This is a genomic window from Thermus parvatiensis, from assembly GCF_001535545.1.
GTDB classification, from domain to species: Bacteria; Deinococcota; Deinococci; order Deinococcales; family Thermaceae; genus Thermus; species Thermus parvatiensis.
The window spans coordinates 1,326,218-1,341,568 of record NZ_CP014141.1; the positions used below are offsets into that span (position 1 = coordinate 1,326,218).

Genomic DNA, 15,351 nt, shown 5'->3' on the forward strand with positions numbered 1-15,351 from the left:
CTGGGCACCGTTACGGAACCCGCCTAGGCCCAGTGGTCCAAAGGCCCGTGGCCGTGGCCCAGGGAGGGCGCCGTCTTCAGGGCCCGGGTGAGGTAGGCCTTGGCCTCGGCCACCGCCTCCGCCAAGGGCCTTCCCTTGGCGAGGAGGGCGGCGATGGCGGCGGAGAGGGTGCAGCCGGTGCCGTGGGTGTTCCGGGTTTGGACCCGGGGAGCGGAGAAGCGCAAGATCCCTTCCTGGGTGGCTAAAAGGTCCACCGCCCTTTCCCCCTCCAGATGCCCCCCCTTGAGGAGGACGGCCTTGGGGCCTAGGGCGAGGAGGGCCTTGGCGGCCTCCTCCGCTTCCTCAAGGGTACGGATGGGGCGCCCCAGGAGGGCTTCGGCCTCGAGGCGGTTCGGGGTGATGAGGGCCGCCAGGGGGAAAAGCCTCTCCTTGAGGGCCGCCACCGCCTCCGGGGCAAGGAGAGGGTCCCCGCTTTTGGCCACCATCACCGGGTCCACCACCAAGGGCGCGATGCCGTAGCGCCCCACCGCATCGGCCACCGCCTCCACGATGGCCCCATCCCCCAAGGCCCCCGTCTTGGCGGCGTGAAGGGGGAAGTCCTGGGCCACGCTCTCTATCTGGGCGTAGACCACCTCGGGGGGAAGGAGGTGCACCCGCTGCACCCCCAGGGTGTTCTGGGCGGTGACCAGGGTGAGGGCGCTCGTCCCGTAGACCCCGAAGCGGAAGAAGACCTTGAGGTCCGCCTGCACCCCGGCCCCACCCCCTGAGTCCGAACCGGCAATGGTAAGGGCCACCCTCATCCTTCCTCCAAGGGCTTCCCCCGGGTCTCCACCCCCACCCCCCAGGCGAAGACCCCAGCCAGGAGCAAAAGCCCTCCGTGGAGGGCCAAAACCCCGCCCGGGCCCAGGAGGGGGAGGAGGGCCCCGGTGGCGTAGGGGGCGAGGATCCCCCCCACCCGCCCCACCGCCGCCACCAGCCCGGCCCCGCTTCCCCTAAGCGCCGTGGGAAAAAGCTCTGGGGTGTAGGCGTAGACCGCCCCCCAGGCCCCCAGGTTGAAGAAGGAAAGGAGCGCCCCAAAGAGGAGCACCTCCAAAGGGGAAGCGGCCCGGGAAAGGAGCCAGGCGGACAAGGCGGAAAGAGCCAGAAACCCCACCAGCACGGGCCTTCTCCCCCATCTTTCCACCAGGAAGGCCGCTGTGAGGTACCCCGGCACCTGGGCCAAGGTGATGAGGAGGACGTACTCCAAGGAGCGCACCAGGGTGTAGCCCTGGGCCACGAGGAGGGAAGGGAGCCAGATGAAGGCCCCGTAGTAGCCCGCGTTCAGGGCGAACCAGGCGAGGGCGAGGAAGAGGGTGCGCCGGAGGAGGGGCGGGCGGAAGAGGGCCCCGTAGGGGAGGGGGCGCGGGGCGGGCTCAGGGCGAGGCTCGGGAAGGGGCCCGGGAAAGGCCCGCTCCCAGGCGGCCACCAACGCCTCCGCCTCCGCCACCTGGCCCTGGGCCAGAAGCCAGCGGGGGGACTCGGGGAGGGAAAGCCTCAGGTAGGCGGCGTAAAGGGCGGGCAAGGCCCCCGCCAGGAAGGCCATCCGCCAGCCCAAGGAGGGGACCAGGAGGTAGCCCATAAGGGCAGCCAAAAGCCACCCCACCGCCCAGAAGGCCTCGAGGAGAACCACCATCCGCCCCCGGTGGGCCTTCGGGCTAAACTCCCCCATGAGGCTTGCCGCCACGGGAAGCTCCGCTCCCAGGCCAAGCCCCGTGAGGAAGCGGAAGAGGAAAACCCAGGAAAGGCTTGGGGCAAGGGCGGTGAGGAGGCTTCCTATGCCGGCCAGGAAGAGGCTATACCCCACCACCGCCTTCCGGCCGAACCGGTCGGCGAGCCGCCCCCCGAGGAGGGCCCCGAAGAGCATCCCCAGAAGCCCCACGCTCCCCAAAAGCCCCGCCCCCACCGGGTTCAGGCCGAAGTCCCGGGAAAGGGCGGGCAGGGTGAAGCTGATGAGCCCCACGTCCATGGCGTCCAGGGCCCAGCCAAGCCCGAGAAGCAGGAGGAGGCGGTAGTGGGGCCTTCCCAGGGGCAGGCGTTCCAGACGGGCGAGGGCGTCCATGGCCTCAGGCTACCGGAAGCTCCATCCGCCCCTTCCCCTTAAGCACCGCCTCCACCAGGTTCATGGGGCAGAAGGGACCGCACATGCTGCAGGCCTTGGTCTTGGAGCCCCTTTCCTCCTTGAGGCGCCTCGCCTCCTCGGGGAAAAGGGCCAGGGCGAACTGCCCTTCCCAGTCCAGGCGGTAGCGGGCCTCGGACATCCTCCGGTTCCGCTCCAAGGCGCGGGGGTTCCCCCGGGCCACGTCGGCGGCGTGGGCGGCGATCTTGAAGGCGATGACCCCTTGTTTCACGTGCTCGGGGGTGGGCAGGCCCAGGTGCTCCGCCGGGGTGAGGTAGCAGAGCATGTCGGCCCCCATCCAGCCCGCCAAGGCCCCCCGATGGCCCCGGCGATGTGGTCAAAGCCTGCGGCGGTGTCCACGGGGAGCATCCCCAGGATGTAGAAGGGGGCCCCGCCGGTGAGCTTTTTCTGAATCTGGACGTTGGTGGCCACCTCGCTCAGGGGAATGTGCCCCGGGCCTTCCACCATGGCCTGGACCCCGGCGCGCCGCGCCCGCTCCACCAGTTCGCCGATGGTTAAAAGCTCCGCGATCTGGGGCCGGTCGGTGCTGTCCGCCAGGGAGCCGGGCCTGAGGCCATCCCCCAAGGAGAGGGTCATGTCGTAGGTGCGGGCGATGTCCAGGAGGTCGTCAAAGCGGGCGTAAAGGGGGTTTTCCTCGCCCCTATGGAGCATCCAGGCGGCCATAAGCCCCCCGCCCCGGCTCACGATGCCCGTGGTGCGCGCGGCATTCCGGTAGACCTCGAGGTTCTTCAGGGTCACCCCCACGTGGACGGTGATGTAGTCCACCCCCTCCTTCCCGTGCTCCTCAATCACCTGGAAGAGCTCGTCCGCGGACATGTCAAAGAAGTTCTTGCGCCGGGCAGCCCGGAACTCCGCCTCGTAGATGGGCACGGTGCCCAAGGGGACGGTGGCCACCTCGAGGATCCGCCGCCTAATCTCCTTCAAGTCCCCCCCGGTGGAGAGGTCCATGATAGTGTCCGCCCCGTACTGGATGGCCACCCGGGCCTTCTCCACCTCCTCCTCCACGTTCACGTAATCGTAGGAGGTGCCCAGGTTGGCGTTCACCTTCACGCTAAGCCCCTCCCCAATCCCCTTGAAGTCCCGCAGGGTGTGGTGGTTGGGGTTGCGGGGGATCACAATGCGGCCTGATGCCACCCCTTCCCGCACGAACTCTGGGGAAACCCCCTCCTTCTCGGCCACGTAGGCCATCTCCTCGGTGATGATGCCCTTCCTTGCCGCCTCAAGCTGCGTCATTCTTCCACCCCCAAAAGCGTTAGAAGCCGCTTTGCCGTCCAAGGGGCGAGGAGCACCCCGTTCCTCCCGTGCCCCACCGCCGCAAAAATTTCTTCCTCCACCTCGCCCACGAAAAGCTCCCCCACAGGCCTATATCCCCAGACCACCCCCCTGAAGGCCGCCCCCTCCAGGAGGGGAAAACGCTCGTGGGCGTAGTCCGCAAGCCAGCGGAGGCCAAAGAGGTCCACCCCCTCCCCCCAGCCCTCCCGGCTCGTGGCCCCCACGTAGACCCCGCCCTCCCGGGGCAGGAGGTAGCCCTCCCCGGCGAAAAGGGGTCCAGGGGGCGCCTCCCCCTCCAAAAGAAGGGCTTCTCCCTTTAAGGGGCGCACCTTGAGGCCAAACCGCCCGCCCCAGGCCCCCACACAAAGGAGGACGGCTCGGGCCCTGAGGTCCCCTTCTCCCCAGTAGACCCTTCCTCTCTCCACCCCCTCCACCTCGGCCCGGAGGTAGACCCCCCCAAGGGCCTGAAAGGCCCCAAGGAGGGCCTCCCGGAGCCTTTTGGGGTGGACGAACCCTCCGGGGAAGCGCCGGGCCCCCAAGGCCCCCCGGACCGGATAAGGTAGGGGGTCCTGGGCCTCCCAGGCCTCCTTCTCCCTAAGGCTTAAGGCCGCCACCCAGGTCCCGGCAAAAGAGGCCTCCACCGGATGCCCCTTCTCCTTGAGCTCGGCGAGGAGCCCGGGGTAGGTCTTCAGGCCGAAAAGCCCCGCCTCCAGAAGTTCCCCGCTAAGCCCCTCGGGGTAGGGAGCGAGCATCCCGGCGCTCGCCAGGGTGGCGGCCCCAGGCTTCTCCGCATCCAGGAGGACCACCTCCACCCCCCGCTTGGCGAGCTCGTAGGCGGCGAGAGCCCCGATGACCCCCGCCCCCACCACGGCCACCTCGGCCTTCAAGGAAACCTCCCTCACTGGGGCCCCCAACCGGGCTTGGGGCCAAGAGGCACCCCTTCCACCGGGCTCGAGGGGTTTGCCGCTTCCTTGGGCCGCATGGGCCCCGCCAAAAAGGCCCTTCTTCCCGCCTCCACCGCAAGCCTAAAGGCCTCGGCCATGGCCACGGGGTCTTTCGCCTCGGCGATGGCGGTGTTCACCAAGACGGCGTCCAGCCCCAGCTCCAGCACCTCCGCTGCATGGGAGGGAAGGCCAAGCCCCGCGTCCACCACCACCGGGGGAGGCTTGCCCTCTCCCGGGCAAAGAGCTCCAGGAGGGCCCGGGTCCTCACCCCCCAGCCCGAGCCGATGGGGGCGGCGAGGGGCATCACCGTGGCCGTGCCCAAGGCGGCAAGCCGCTTGGCCAGGACCAAATCGGGCCCCATGTAGGGAAGCACGGTGAAGCCTTCCTCCAGGAGGATTTCCGCCGCCTTCAACGTTTCCAGGGGGTCGGGGAGGAGGTAGGTGGGGTCGGGGATCACCTCCAGCTTCACCCACCTCTCCCCGGTGAGCACCCGGCCCAGCCGGGCGAGGCGCACCGCCTCCTCCGCCGTCTTGGCCCCGGCGGTGTTGGGGAGAAGCCGCACCCCCTTTAAGGCCTCCAGGAGGCCCACGTGCCCCGGGGCCTTCAGTTCCACCCGCCGCACGGAGACCGTGACCACCTCGGCCCCCGCCGCGGCGATGGCCTCCCGCATCACCCCGAAGTCCTTAAACTTGCCCGAGCCCAGGATGAGCCGGCTTTTGAGCTCCTCTTCCCCTACCTTCCAGGTGTCCATCTAGCCTCCTTGCATGAGGGCCACCACCTCCACCACGTCCCCTTCCCGCAGGATGTGGTGGGGAAGCTCGCTGCCGGGGTAGGCCTCCTCGTTGAGGAGGACGGCGACCCGCTCTAGCTCCACTCCCAGCTCCTCCAGCACCTCCTTGAGGGTGCGGCCCTCGAGGGGCCTGGGTTCGCCGTTAAGCCACACCATAAAGCCGCTCCCTAAAGGCCCTGGCCGCCCGCTCGGGGTCAGGGGCGTCCAGGATGGCCCGCACCACCACGATGCGCCTCGCCCCGGCCTCCAAAACCTGGTCCAGGTTCTCTAGGTCAATCCCCCCGATGGCAAACCAGGGCTTTTCCTTAAGGTTTTCCGCCGCCCAACGCACATACCCCAGGCCCGCCGCCTTCCTGCCAGGCTTGGTGGGGGTCTCCCACACCGGGCCCACGGAAAGGTAGTCCGCCCCCTCCTCCAGGGCCTTTAGGGCCTGCTCGGGGGCGTGGGTGGAGCGGCCCACCAAGCCGCTGAAGAACCGCCTGGCCTCCAAAGGGGTGAGGTCCCCCTGCCCCAGGTGCACCCCGTCCGCCCCCAGGAGGGCGGCGAGGTCGGGGCGGTCGTTCAGGAAGAAGGGCACCCCGTAGCGCCGGGCGAGGGCGAGCATCCTTTCCCCGAGGGCCAGGGTGGGCCGCGCCTCCCAGTCCTTGGCCCTCAGCTGCACGACCTCCACGCCTCCCGCCAAGGCCCTTTCCGTGCGGTCCAGGGTGGCCTCCAAAGACCAGCCGGGCCTTGGGGTCACCACCAGGTAAAGCCTTCCCTGCAAGCTTCCACCCCCTCAGGCCGGCAGGAAAGGCCCACGCGGCCCGGAAGAGGTTAGGTTTTGGGGGACTCGGGTCTTCCGCATAGGCTTCCCTCCGCCGGCATTACCCGGATCAGGTTCCAAGGGTTGCTGGGAAAAACCCAGCTCTCAGCCCTTCCATTCGGGCACCCCTAGCCTGCCCCCCACTATAGCACGCCCGCGCCCGGGGAAAAGAGGGCAGGCTACACTGGGGAGGAGCCCATGCGCCCCTACCTGGCCCTCACAAGCCTCCTCTTTGGCCTCCACCTGGGCGTGGCGGCGGTGGCCGCCCTGGGCCTTCCCGCCCCCGTCCTCGGCCTCGCCGCCTTCGCGGCGGGGGCCTGCCTGGGGCTCGGCCTGAGCCTCCTCGCCCGGCGCCTGCCCCTACCCCACCTTCTCCTTTTCGCCCTCCTCCTCAACCCCTCCGCCTGGGTGGCCGTGGCCCTCCTCCGCCCTGAGTCCGACCCCATGAACCTGGGCCTGGCGGTGGCCATGGTGGCCTTTGCGCTCCTTTGCCTCGGGGCCCTTCTTTCTTGCCGCCCTCCTTCCCCGTGGCTTGCCCTCTGGCCCTTGGCCCTTTCGGGGCTTCTCCCGGTTCCCCTCTTCGCCTTCTTGGGGGACGCCCTGGGTCCTTCCGCCGGGTGAGGGGCGCTCCTTTTGGGAGCGGGGCTCATAGCCTTGGGCCTGGGGCTTGCGGGGAGGCCTTAGGGGAAGCGGGGAATCCGGCGCTTGTACCCTTGACTTTCATAGGCTCAATGGTATATCTTCCTGGCTAACCCCCGGAGGGCCGGGGAAAGGAGGGAAGATGATCGGGGCTAGGGAGACGCTGGACGCGGTGGTGGAGGCGGAGATCGGGTACCTGGAGGCCATGATCGCCCGCCTCGAGGCCGGGGAGGAAGACCCCGAGGACTTCCGGGTCTACCGCCTCAAGAACGGCATCTACGGCATCCGGGGACGTCCCGACCATCATATGATCCGCATCAAGCTCCCCGTGGGGCGGATCACCCCGGAAGGCCTTAGGGTCCTGGCGGACGTGGCCGAGCGCTACGCGGAAAACCGCCTGGCCCACGTGACCACCCGCCAGGCGGTCCAGCTCCACCACGTGCACCGCCGGGACGTGCCCAAGGTCTTAAGGGCGGTGAACGCCGTGGGGCTCACCACCCGGGAGGCCTGCGGCCACTCCATCCGGGCCATCACCTGCTGCCCCTACGCCGGGGTCTCCCCCGAGGAACCCTTTGACGTCACCCCTTACGCCGAGGCCACTTATCGCTACTTTCTTCGCCACCCCGTGGGGCAGAACCTGCCCCGGAAGTTCAAGATCGCCTTTGAGGGGTGCGCCACGGACCACGCCCGCACCCCCATCCACGACATCGGGGTGGTGGCGGCCCTGGAAGGGGGGAAGCGGGGCTTCCGCGTCTACGTGGGCGGGGGCCTAGGGGCTGCCCCCATGAGCGCCGAGCTCTTGGAGCCCTTCACCCCCGAGGAGGACCTCCTCCCCACCATGCTGGCCATCATCCGCCTCTTTGACCGCTACGGGAACCGCAAGGTCCTGACCCAGGCCCGGCTCAAGTTCCTGGTGAAGAAGTGGGGCATCGCCGCCTTCCGGGAGGCGGTGCGGGAGGAAAGGCGCCTCGTCAAGCTCACGGCGAGCGGCGAGGACCTCGAGGCCTGGGCCCCGCCCCCAGAGCCCGAGCCCCCGAGGCTTCCCAGCCCGCCCAAAAAGCCCTTCTCCTTTGCCCCAGGCTTTGACGCCTGGCGGCGCACCAACCTCTTCAAGCAGAAGCAGGAGGGCTTCTACACCGCCATCGTCCGCCTCCCCTTGGGGGACATCACCCCGGAAGGCCTCCGGGCCCTGGCGGAGATTGCGGAAACCTACGCCGGGGAGATTAGGAGCGCCATCAGCCAGAACCTCCTCCTCCGCTTCGTCCCCGAGGAGGCCCTGGGTGGGCTTTACGAGGCCCTCTTGGAGGCGGGGCTCGCTTTCCCTGAGGCCCACACCCTCCTGGACATCACCCGCTGCCCCGGGGCCGACACCTGCAACCTGGCCATCACCCATTCCCGCGGCCTGGCCCAGGCCCTAGGGGAAAGCCTCGCCGCCCTCCCCATGGCCCAGGACCCCGGGGCCAAGGCCATCAGCCTCAAGATCTCCGGCTGCCCCAACTCCTGCGGCCAGCACCACATCGCCGACATCGGCTTCTACGGCTCAAGCCGTAAGGTGGGGGAAAGGGAGGTGCCCCACTACGTCCTCCTCCTGGGCGGCAGGACCCGGGAAGGGGAGGCCCGCTTCGGCCAGGTGGTGGGCAAGATCCCCGCCCGCCGGGTCCCCGAGGCGGTGGAGAGGATCCTGAAGCGCTACCTTACGGAGCGGCAAAACGGGGAAAGCTTCCAGGCCTACCTGGACCGGGTGGGGGCGGCCTCCTTCAAGCCCCTCCTCCAGGAGCTCCAGGAGGTCCCTCCCTACGAGGAGGCCCCCGAGTTCTACCAGGACCTGGGGGCGGAAGGGGAGGCCTTCAGCGTGCAGCTTGGGCGCGGGGAGTGCGCCGTCTAGGGAGGAGGCCATGCGCATCGCCTACGCCGGCCTAAGGCGCAAAGAGGAGTTTAAGGCCCTGGCGGAAAAGCTCGGCTTCACCCCTCTCCTCTTCCCCGTCCAGGCCACGGAGAAGGTCCCCGTCCCCGAGTACCGGGACCAGGTCCGAGAACTCGCCCAAGGGGTGGACCTCTTCCTCGCCACCACCGGGGTGGGGGTAAAAGACCTCCTCGAGGCGGGAAAGGCCCTGGGCCTAGACCTTAGAAAGCCCTTGGAAGGGGCCTTCCGCTTGGCCCGGGGCGCCAAGGCCGCCCGCACCCTAAGGGAGCTCGGCCTTCCCCCCCACGCCGTGGGGGACGGGACCTCTAAGAGCCTCCTCCCCCTCCTCCCCCAGGGCCCCGGCAAGGCCGCCTTGCAGCTTTACGGCAAGCCCCTTCCCCTGCTGGAAAACGCCCTGGCGGAAAGGAGCTACCGGGTCCTTCCCCTCATGCCCTACCGCCACCTGCCGGACCTCGAGGGGATCCTCCGCCTCGAGGAGGCCCTCCTCAGAGGGGAGGTGGACGCCCTCGCCTTCGTGGCCGCCATCCAGGTGGAGTTCCTCTTTGAGGAGGCAAAGGACCCCAAGGCCTTGAAGGAGGTTCTTAACACGCGGGTAAAGCCCCTCGCCGTGGGCCGGGTCACCGCCGACGCCCTACGGGAGTGGGGCGTAAGCCCCTTCTACGTGGACGAAACCGAGCGCCTCGGGAGCATGCTCCAGGGCTTCCGAAAAGCCCTGCAAAAGGAGGTGGCATGACCTACTTCCCCCTGATGCTGGACCTCAGGGACCGCCCCGTCCTCCTCATCGCCGGGGGGCCCGAGACGGAGGCCAAGTTACAGGCCCTGCTTTCGGCCGGGGCGCGGCTCACCGTGCTCGCCGAGGAGGACGCCTTCGGCCTGGAAGCCCTGGAACGGGAAGGGAAGATCCGCTGGCTTAGGCGGGGCTATCGGGAAGGAGATTTAGAGGGCTTCTTCCTGGTCATCAGCCACCCCAAGGACAAGGCCATCCACCCTAAGGTCAAGGCGGAAGCCGACCAAAGGGGCATCTTCCTCGTGGCCGTGGACGACCCGCAAAACGCCAGCGCCATCCTCCCCGCCGTCCTAAGGCGCGGGGAGCTTGTGGTGGCCCTTTCCACCTCGGGGGCCGCCCCAGCCCTGGCCGTAAGGCTCAAGGAGCGGCTCGCCCAGCTCTTCCCCGAGGCCTACGGGGAGCTCGTCGCCTTCCTCCGCACCCTGAGGCCCAGAATCGCCCAAATCCCGGACTTTGAGGAGCGGAAGCGCCTCTGGTACCGCATCGTGGACCAGGCCCTGGAGGAACTGGACCTAGACCCCAAGGAAGGGCTTGCCCGCGCCATAGAGAAGGCGGAAGAGGCCCTGAAGGAGGCGGTATGGACAAGGTGAAAGCGGCCAAGGAACTGGTCCAAGAAGCCCTGGCCCAAAGCCAAAACCCCTGCTTCACCTGCAGCTTCCAGGCGGAGGACGTGGTGGTCCTCCACCTCCTCCTAGAGGCCAAACCCGAGATCCCCGTCCTCTTCCTGGACACCGGCTACCACTTCCCCGAGGTCTACGCCTACCGGGACGAGATGCAAAAAAAGCTCGGCTTCCGCCTCATCAACCTCACCCCCGCCCTTTCCCGGGAGGAGCAGGAAAGGCTTTACGGCAAGCTCTATGAGACCGACCCCAGCCGGTGCTGCGGCCTTCGCAAGGTGGAGCCCCTTTTCGCCGCTCTGGAAGCCTACGACACCTGGTTCACGGGGCTTAGGCGGGAGCAGTCCCCCACCCGGGCAAACCTTAAGCCCTTGGAAGAGGCCATCCTTCCCTCGGGGCACTGCCTGAAGAAGGTGAGTCCCCTCTGGGACTGGACGCTTAAGGAGGTCTTTGCCTACCTAGCGGTCCAGGACCTCCCCTATTTGCCCCTCTACGACCAGGGCTACCTCTCCATCGGCTGCGCCCCCTGCACCGCCAAGCCCCTAGACCCTTCCGACCCCCGCTCGGGCCGCTGGGCGGGGAAGGGAAAGCTGGAATGCGGTATCCACCTGCACGGAAAGGAGGGGTAGGATGGCCTTTCTCCTCGGTTTCCTCATCGCCTTCGCCATCGGGGTCACGGGGGTGGGGGCGGGGACGATCACCGCGCCCCTCCTCATCCTCGCCTTGGGGCTTCCCCCGGAGGTGGCGGTGGGGACGGCGCTCCTCTTCGGCTTCCTGGTGAAGATCCCCGCCGGGGGGGTCTACCTCCTCAAGGGGGAGGTGGACGATCGGGCCCTTTTCCGCCTTCTCTTAGGCGGGGTCCCGGGGGTGCTTTTGGGAAGCCTTCTCCTCGCCCAGCTCAAGGGGGCCAAGGACCTGGTCCTCCTCCTGGTGGGCCTCACCGTGGTCCTCTCGGCGGGGCTTGGGCTTTGGCGGAGCTTTAAGGGTCTTCCCCAGGGAAAGGAAAGGCCCCACCTCCTTCCCCCGGCGGCCTTTGGCATCGGCCTCGAGGTGGGCTTCTCCTCCGCCGGGGCTGGGGCCTTGGGGACCCTCCTCCTCTTCCACGCCACGAGGCTTTCCCCCCAAAAGGTGGTGGGCACCGACCTCCTCTTCGGCCTCGTCCTGGCCCTCCTCGGGGGCGGGGTCCACCTCTATTTCGGCCAGGTGGACCCGGGGCTTCTCCTCGCCCTGGCCTCGGGCGGGGTGGCGGGGGGGCTTCTTGGAGCCCTCTTCGCCACCCGGCTTCCCAAGGAGCCCTTGAGGGTTGCCCTTCTCCTTTGGCTCCTTTTCATCGGAAGCCAGCTCATCTACCGGGGGGTGGCCCATGGGTAGGGTCTACCTGGTGGGGGCGGGCCCTGGGGACCCGGAGCTCCTCACCCTCAAGGCCTACCGCCTCCTCAAGGAAGCTCCCGTGGTCCTCCACGACCGGCTGGTGGACGAGAGGATCCTAGCCCTAGCCCCTGGGGAAAAGGTCTACGTGGGCAAGGAGGAGGGGGAAAGCGGCAAGCAAGAGGAGATCCACCGCCTCCTCCTCCGCTACGCCCGGGCCTACCCCAAGGTGGTCCGCCTCAAGGGAGGAGACCCCTTCGTCTTCGGCCGGGGCGGGGAGGAGATGCTCTTCCTCCTTAGGCACGGGATCCCCGTGGAGGTGGTGCCCGGGGTGACGAGCCTCCTCGCCTCCGGGCTTCCCTTGACCCACCGGGGCCTAGCCCACGGCTTCGCCGCCGTCTCCGGCGTCCTGGAAGGGGGAGGCTACCCGGACCTAAAGCCCTTCGCCCGGGTCCCCACCCTGGTGGTCCTCATGGGGGTGAAGCGGCGGGTCTGGATCGCAAGGGAGCTCCTCCGCCTGGGGCGAAACCCCCTAGAGCCCACCCTTTTCGTGGAGCGGGCTTCTACCCCCAAAGAACGCCGCATCCTGGCCTCGCTTCAGGAGGTGGCGGAAGGGAAGGTGGCGGTGGAGGCTCCTGCCCTTTGGATCCTAGGCGAGGTGGTGCGGGTCTTTGCCGAGGCCAAGGCGCCCCTGGAGGCCCTGGCCCTGGGAGGTTAGTCATGGTGGAAACCCTTCCCGCTTTGGCGATCGGCGAGGACGAAAGGCTGGACCTGGAAAACCTGGCCACGGGGGCCTTCCACCCCGTGCGGGGCTTCATGACCCGGGAAGAGGCCCTCTCCGTGGCCCAGGAGATGCGCCTGCCCACGGGGGAGGTCTGGACGATCCCCATCCTCCTCCAGTTCCGGGAAAGGCCCAAGGTGGGTCCGGGGGATACCGTGGCCCTGGTGCACGGAAGGGAACGCGTGGCCCTCCTCCATGTGACCGATGCCTACGAGCTAGACCTAAGGGCCCTGGCGCAAAAGGTCTTCGGCACGGAAAGCGAGGCCCACCCCGGGGTGGCCCGGCTCTACGCCAAGGGGCCCTACGTCCTGGGAGGGAGGGTGGAGGTCTTAAAGCCCCGGCCTCGAGGGCTCCTGGAGAAGACCCCGGAGGAGGTCCGGGCCTTCTTCCGGGAGCGGGGCTGGAGAAAAGTGGTGGCCTTCCAGACCCGCAACGCCCCCCACCGGGCCCATGAGTACCTCATAAGGCTCGGCCTGGAACTGGCCGACGGGGTCCTCGTCCACCCCATCCTGGGGGCCAAGAAGGCCGACGACTTCCCCACGGAGGTGATCGTGAGAGCGTACCAGGCCCTCCTGGAGGGGTTCTTGCCCAAGGAACGGGTGGCCCTCTTCGGCCTCGCCACCCCCATGCGCTACGCCGGCCCCAAGGAAGCGGTCTTCCACGCCTTGGTGCGCAAGAACTTTGGGGCCACGCACTTCCTGGTGGGCCGGGACCACGCCGGGGTGGGGGATTTCTACGATCCCTACGCCGCCCACCGCATCTTTGACGAGCTTCCGCCCCTGGGCATAGAGATCATCCGGGTGGGGGCGGTCTTCTTTTGTCCCCTTTGCGGCGGCATCGCCTCCGAGAGAACCTGCCCCGAGGGGCACCGGGAGAAGCGCCTCTCCATCAGCATGACCCGGGTCCGGGCCCTCCTCCGGGAGGGGAAGGCCCCACCCCCGAGCTGGTGCGCCCCGAGCTCCTCCCCATCCTCCGCCAAGGGGTGGCCTGACCCTAGGCCCCAAAGCCCGGCGCGGGGCTCCCCCCATGCCGGGCTTTTTTGGTACCCGTTTTTCCTTTTACCCCGTTGAGAGGCGCAACTGGGAACCCTGGAGCCCATGGCCCTGGCCCGGGGAGGCCTCCTGCGCCAGCTCCTCCGAGCGATGGCACAAAGGCCCTTTCCCCTTCCCTTGGGGCCTATTGGTCCTCCTCCCCTTGGCGCAGGCCCTCGGCGTGGCCCTAGGCCTCCTGGGCCACCAGGGCCCGCCGCACCCGGGGGAGGACCTCGGTGCCCAGAAGCTCAATGGCCTTCAGAACCCGGGCGTGGGGCAGGGTGCCCACGGTGAGCTGCAGAAGAAGCCTTTCCGGGCGGAAGAGCTCGTGCCAGTAAAGGACCTTCTCCGCCACCCGCTCGGGGTCGCCGATGAAGTCGGCCCCCTCGAGGGTCCTGGACCAGGCGAAGTACTCCGGGGTAAGGGGCCGCCACCCCCGTTCCCGCCCGATCTTGTTCATCACCTGGAGGAAGGCGGGAAGGGCCAGGCGAAAAGCCTCACTATCGTCCTCGGCCAGGAAGCCATGGGCAGCCAGGGCAAGCCTTGGGGTGTGGCCGTGCTCCTGGGCGGTCTTCCGGTAAAGCTCCACGAAGGGGAGGAAGCGCTTGGGGCTTCCGGCGATGATGCCGAGGACCAAAGGAAGCCCAAGCCGCCCGGCCCGCACCGCCGACTCCGGGCTCCCCCCCGCCGCCACCCAGAGGGGCAAGGGGTTCTGCTTGGGCCTGGGGTAGACCCCAAGGCCGGGGATGGGCTTTGTGAAGCGCCCCCCGGGCCAGTAGACTTTTTCCTCCTCGCGGATCTTGAGGAGAAGGGCGAGCTTCTCCTCAAAAAGGGCCTCGTAGTCCCTGAGGTCGTAGCCGAAAAGGGGGAAGGACTCTATAAAGGAGCCCCGGCCCACCATGAGCTCCGCCCGCCCCCCGGAAAGGAGGTCCAGGGTGGCAAACTGCTGGAAGACCCGGATGGGGTCGTCGGAGGAGAGGACCACCACGGCGCTTGAGAGGCGGATCCTTTTCGTGCGGGCGGCGATGGCCGCAAGGACCACCGCCGGGGCCGAGACCACGTACTCCTCCCGGTGGTGCTCCCCCACGGCGTAGACCCCAAGCCCCACCGCCTCCGCAAGCTCCGCCTCTTCCAAAAGGCGCTTTAGCCGTTCCTCGGCGGTGGGGGGGCGGCCCAGGTCGGGGTCCAGGGTGCGCTCGCCAAAAGTATAGAGGCCGAGCTCCATGGTTTAAGGGTAGGCCTGAACTTTATTTCCTAAAGTGCGTTGGACCATCCTTTCGCCCGGGCGCGCAAAAGGGTAGACTCTCCCCATGAAGGCCTGGGTGCTGAAGCGGCTTGGCGGCCCCCTGGAGCTCGTGGACCTGCCCGAGCCCGAGGCCAAGGAAGGGGAGGTGGTCCTCCGGGTAGAGGCGGTGGGCCTCAACTTCGCCGACCATCTGATGCGCCTAGGGGCCTACCTCACCCGGCCCCACCCGCCCTTCATCCCGGGGATGGAGGTGGTGGGGGTGGTGGAGGGGAGGCGCTACGCCGCTCTACTCCCCCAAGGCGGCCTCGCCGAGCGGGTCATCGTCCCCAAGGAGGCCCTCCTCCCCGTGCCCGAGGGGCTCTCCCCCGAGGAGGCCGCCGCTTACCCAGTTTCCTTCCTCACCGCCTACCTGGCCCTGAAGCGGGCCCAGGCCCGGCCCGGGGAAAAGGTCCTGGTCCAGGCGGCGGCGGGGGCCCTGGGCACGGCGGCGGTGCAGGTGGCTAGGGCCTTAGGGCTCAGGGTGGTAGCGGCGGCCTCGAGGCCCGAGAAGCTCGCCCTCCCCCTCGCCCTGGGGGCCGAGGAGGCCGTGACCTACCCCGAGGTGCCGGAAAGGGCCAAGGCCTGGGGCGGGCTGGACCTGGTGCTAGAGGTGCGGGGCAAGGAGGTGGAGGAAAGCCTCGGCCTCCTCGCCCACGGGGGGAGGCTCGTCTACATCGGGGCCGCCGAGGGGGAGGTGGCCCCCATCCCGCCCCTCCGCCTCATGCGCCGCAACCTGGCCGTCCTCGGCTTCTGGCTCACCCCCCTCCTGCGGGAGGCCGCCCTGGTGGAGGAGGCCCTGGGCTTCCTCCTCCCCAGGCTCGGGCGGGAGCTTAGGCCCGTGGTGGGCCCCGTCTTCCCCTTCGCCGAGGCGGAGGCCGCCTTCCGGGCCCTCCTGGACCGGGGGCACACGGGGAAGGTGGTGGTGCGGCTTTGAG

Annotated in this window: 14 protein-coding genes, 3 pseudogenes and 1 riboswitch; of the genes and pseudogenes, 9 read left to right on the forward strand and 8 right to left on the reverse strand. The window is 68.6% G+C overall.

Annotated features, from left to right (window positions below):
- Positions 1–23: 23 nt before the first annotated feature.
- The 7 genes and pseudogenes from thiD to thiE all read right to left on the reverse strand — a co-directional run bounded on the left by thiD (position 24) and on the right by thiE (position 5,945).
- Positions 24–800 (reverse strand): bifunctional hydroxymethylpyrimidine kinase/phosphomethylpyrimidine kinase, encoded by a 777-nt coding sequence (gene thiD / locus AV541_RS07250; RefSeq protein ID WP_060384599.1) that lies wholly within the window; start codon positions 798–800, stop codon positions 24–26.
- Entirely contained in the window at positions 797–2,098 is a 1,302-nt protein-coding gene (locus AV541_RS07255; protein ID WP_060384600.1) for an MFS transporter, read from the reverse strand. Before AV541_RS07255 ends, thiD begins: the two co-directional genes overlap by 4 nt.
- 4 nt (positions 2,099–2,102) lie before the next feature.
- Positions 2,103–3,409, reverse strand: a pseudogene (gene thiC, locus AV541_RS07260) (phosphomethylpyrimidine synthase ThiC).
- Positions 3,406–4,335 (reverse strand): NAD(P)/FAD-dependent oxidoreductase, encoded by a 930-nt coding sequence (locus tag AV541_RS07265; RefSeq protein WP_038035281.1) that lies wholly within the window; start codon positions 4,333–4,335, stop codon positions 3,406–3,408. The pseudogene thiC and the gene AV541_RS07265 overlap by 4 nt, the downstream one beginning before the upstream one ends.
- An 11-nt stretch (positions 4,336–4,346) precedes the next feature.
- A pseudogene (locus AV541_RS07270) lies at positions 4,347–5,143 on the reverse strand (thiazole synthase).
- Positions 5,144–5,338, reverse strand: a complete 195-nt coding sequence (gene thiS / locus AV541_RS07275) for a sulfur carrier protein ThiS (RefSeq protein WP_008632070.1) — start codon at positions 5,336–5,338, stop codon at positions 5,144–5,146.
- Complete coding sequence (gene thiE, locus AV541_RS07280) at positions 5,325–5,945, reverse strand: thiamine phosphate synthase (RefSeq protein WP_060384601.1); 621 nt, start codon at positions 5,943–5,945, stop codon at positions 5,325–5,327. The genes thiS and thiE overlap by 14 nt, the downstream gene beginning before the upstream one ends.
- 69 nt (positions 5,946–6,014) lie before the next feature.
- Positions 6,015–6,124: riboswitch (TPP riboswitch) on the reverse strand.
- A gap of 58 nt (positions 6,125–6,182) precedes the next feature.
- On the opposite strand from thiE, the gene AV541_RS07285 reads away from it, so the two are divergent.
- From AV541_RS07285 to sat, 8 genes and pseudogenes are all read left to right on the forward strand, one after another.
- Positions 6,183–6,605 (forward strand): hypothetical protein, encoded by a 423-nt coding sequence (locus AV541_RS07285; protein WP_244880495.1) that lies wholly within the window; start codon positions 6,183–6,185, stop codon positions 6,603–6,605.
- A gap of 160 nt (positions 6,606–6,765) precedes the next feature.
- A complete protein-coding gene (locus AV541_RS07290) occupies positions 6,766–8,508 on the forward strand; it encodes a nitrite/sulfite reductase (protein WP_060384602.1) in 1,743 nt (580 codons plus the stop codon).
- Between the two features lie 10 nt (positions 8,509–8,518).
- The gene (locus AV541_RS07295; protein ID WP_060384603.1) at positions 8,519–9,280 is read left to right on the forward strand and encodes a uroporphyrinogen-III synthase; all 762 of its coding nucleotides are present in this window, start codon (positions 8,519–8,521) and stop codon (positions 9,278–9,280) included.
- Positions 9,277–9,924: a precorrin-2 dehydrogenase/sirohydrochlorin ferrochelatase family protein gene (locus AV541_RS07300; RefSeq protein ID WP_060384604.1), complete on the forward strand. Its 648-nt coding sequence runs from the start codon at positions 9,277–9,279 to the stop codon at positions 9,922–9,924. The genes AV541_RS07295 and AV541_RS07300 overlap by 4 nt, the downstream gene beginning before the upstream one ends.
- Positions 9,912–10,580 (forward strand): phosphoadenylyl-sulfate reductase, encoded by a 669-nt coding sequence (locus AV541_RS07305; protein ID WP_060384605.1) that lies wholly within the window; start codon positions 9,912–9,914, stop codon positions 10,578–10,580. The genes AV541_RS07300 and AV541_RS07305 overlap by 13 nt, the downstream gene beginning before the upstream one ends.
- Before the next feature lies 1 nt (position 10,581).
- Positions 10,582–11,322, forward strand: a complete 741-nt coding sequence (locus AV541_RS07310; protein ID WP_060384606.1) for a sulfite exporter TauE/SafE family protein — start codon at positions 10,582–10,584, stop codon at positions 11,320–11,322.
- Positions 11,315–12,037 carry a uroporphyrinogen-III C-methyltransferase gene (gene cobA / locus AV541_RS07315; protein ID WP_008632061.1) on the forward strand — a complete coding sequence of 241 codons (723 nt, stop codon included), beginning with the start codon at positions 11,315–11,317 and terminating at the stop codon, positions 12,035–12,037. Before AV541_RS07310 ends, cobA begins: the two co-directional genes overlap by 8 nt.
- A gap of 2 nt (positions 12,038–12,039) precedes the next feature.
- Positions 12,040–13,091: pseudogene (gene sat, locus AV541_RS07320) on the forward strand (sulfate adenylyltransferase).
- A gap of 227 nt (positions 13,092–13,318) precedes the next feature.
- On the opposite strand, the gene AV541_RS07325 reads toward sat, so the two are convergent.
- Positions 13,319–14,356: an LLM class flavin-dependent oxidoreductase gene (locus tag AV541_RS07325; RefSeq protein ID WP_060384607.1), complete on the reverse strand. Its 1,038-nt coding sequence runs from the start codon at positions 14,354–14,356 to the stop codon at positions 13,319–13,321.
- An 85-nt stretch (positions 14,357–14,441) separates the two neighbouring features.
- On the opposite strand from AV541_RS07325, the gene AV541_RS07330 reads away from it, so the two are divergent.
- The gene (locus AV541_RS07330) at positions 14,442–15,350 is read left to right on the forward strand and encodes an NADPH:quinone oxidoreductase family protein (RefSeq protein WP_060384608.1); all 909 of its coding nucleotides are present in this window, start codon (positions 14,442–14,444) and stop codon (positions 15,348–15,350) included.
- Position 15,351 lies beyond the last annotated feature (1 nt).

Bases quoted from the DNA above. Each gene is read 5' to 3' on its own strand.
- thiD (WP_060384599.1), bottom strand. From the start codon at position 800: ATGAGGGTGGCCCTTACCATTGCCGGTTCGGACTCAGGGGGTGGGGCC.
- AV541_RS07255 (WP_060384600.1), bottom strand. From the start codon at position 2,098: ATGGACGCCCTCGCCCGTCTGGAACGCCTGCCCCTGGGAAGGCCCCAC.
- thiS (WP_008632070.1), bottom strand. From the start codon at position 5,338: ATGGTGTGGCTTAACGGCGAACCCAGGCCCCTCGAGGGCCGCACCCTC.
- AV541_RS07285 (WP_244880495.1), top strand. From the start codon at position 6,183: ATGCGCCCCTACCTGGCCCTCACAAGCCTCCTCTTTGGCCTCCACCTG.
- AV541_RS07290 (WP_060384602.1), top strand. From the start codon at position 6,766: ATGATCGGGGCTAGGGAGACGCTGGACGCGGTGGTGGAGGCGGAGATC.
- AV541_RS07295 (WP_060384603.1), top strand. From the start codon at position 8,519: ATGCGCATCGCCTACGCCGGCCTAAGGCGCAAAGAGGAGTTTAAGGCC.
- AV541_RS07300 (WP_060384604.1), top strand. From the start codon at position 9,277: ATGACCTACTTCCCCCTGATGCTGGACCTCAGGGACCGCCCCGTCCTC.
- AV541_RS07305 (WP_060384605.1), top strand. From the start codon at position 9,912: ATGGACAAGGTGAAAGCGGCCAAGGAACTGGTCCAAGAAGCCCTGGCC.
- AV541_RS07310 (WP_060384606.1), top strand. From the start codon at position 10,582: ATGGCCTTTCTCCTCGGTTTCCTCATCGCCTTCGCCATCGGGGTCACG.
- cobA (WP_008632061.1), top strand. From the start codon at position 11,315: ATGGGTAGGGTCTACCTGGTGGGGGCGGGCCCTGGGGACCCGGAGCTC.
- AV541_RS07325 (WP_060384607.1), bottom strand. From the start codon at position 14,356: ATGGAGCTCGGCCTCTATACTTTTGGCGAGCGCACCCTGGACCCCGAC.
- AV541_RS07330 (WP_060384608.1), top strand. From the start codon at position 14,442: ATGAAGGCCTGGGTGCTGAAGCGGCTTGGCGGCCCCCTGGAGCTCGTG.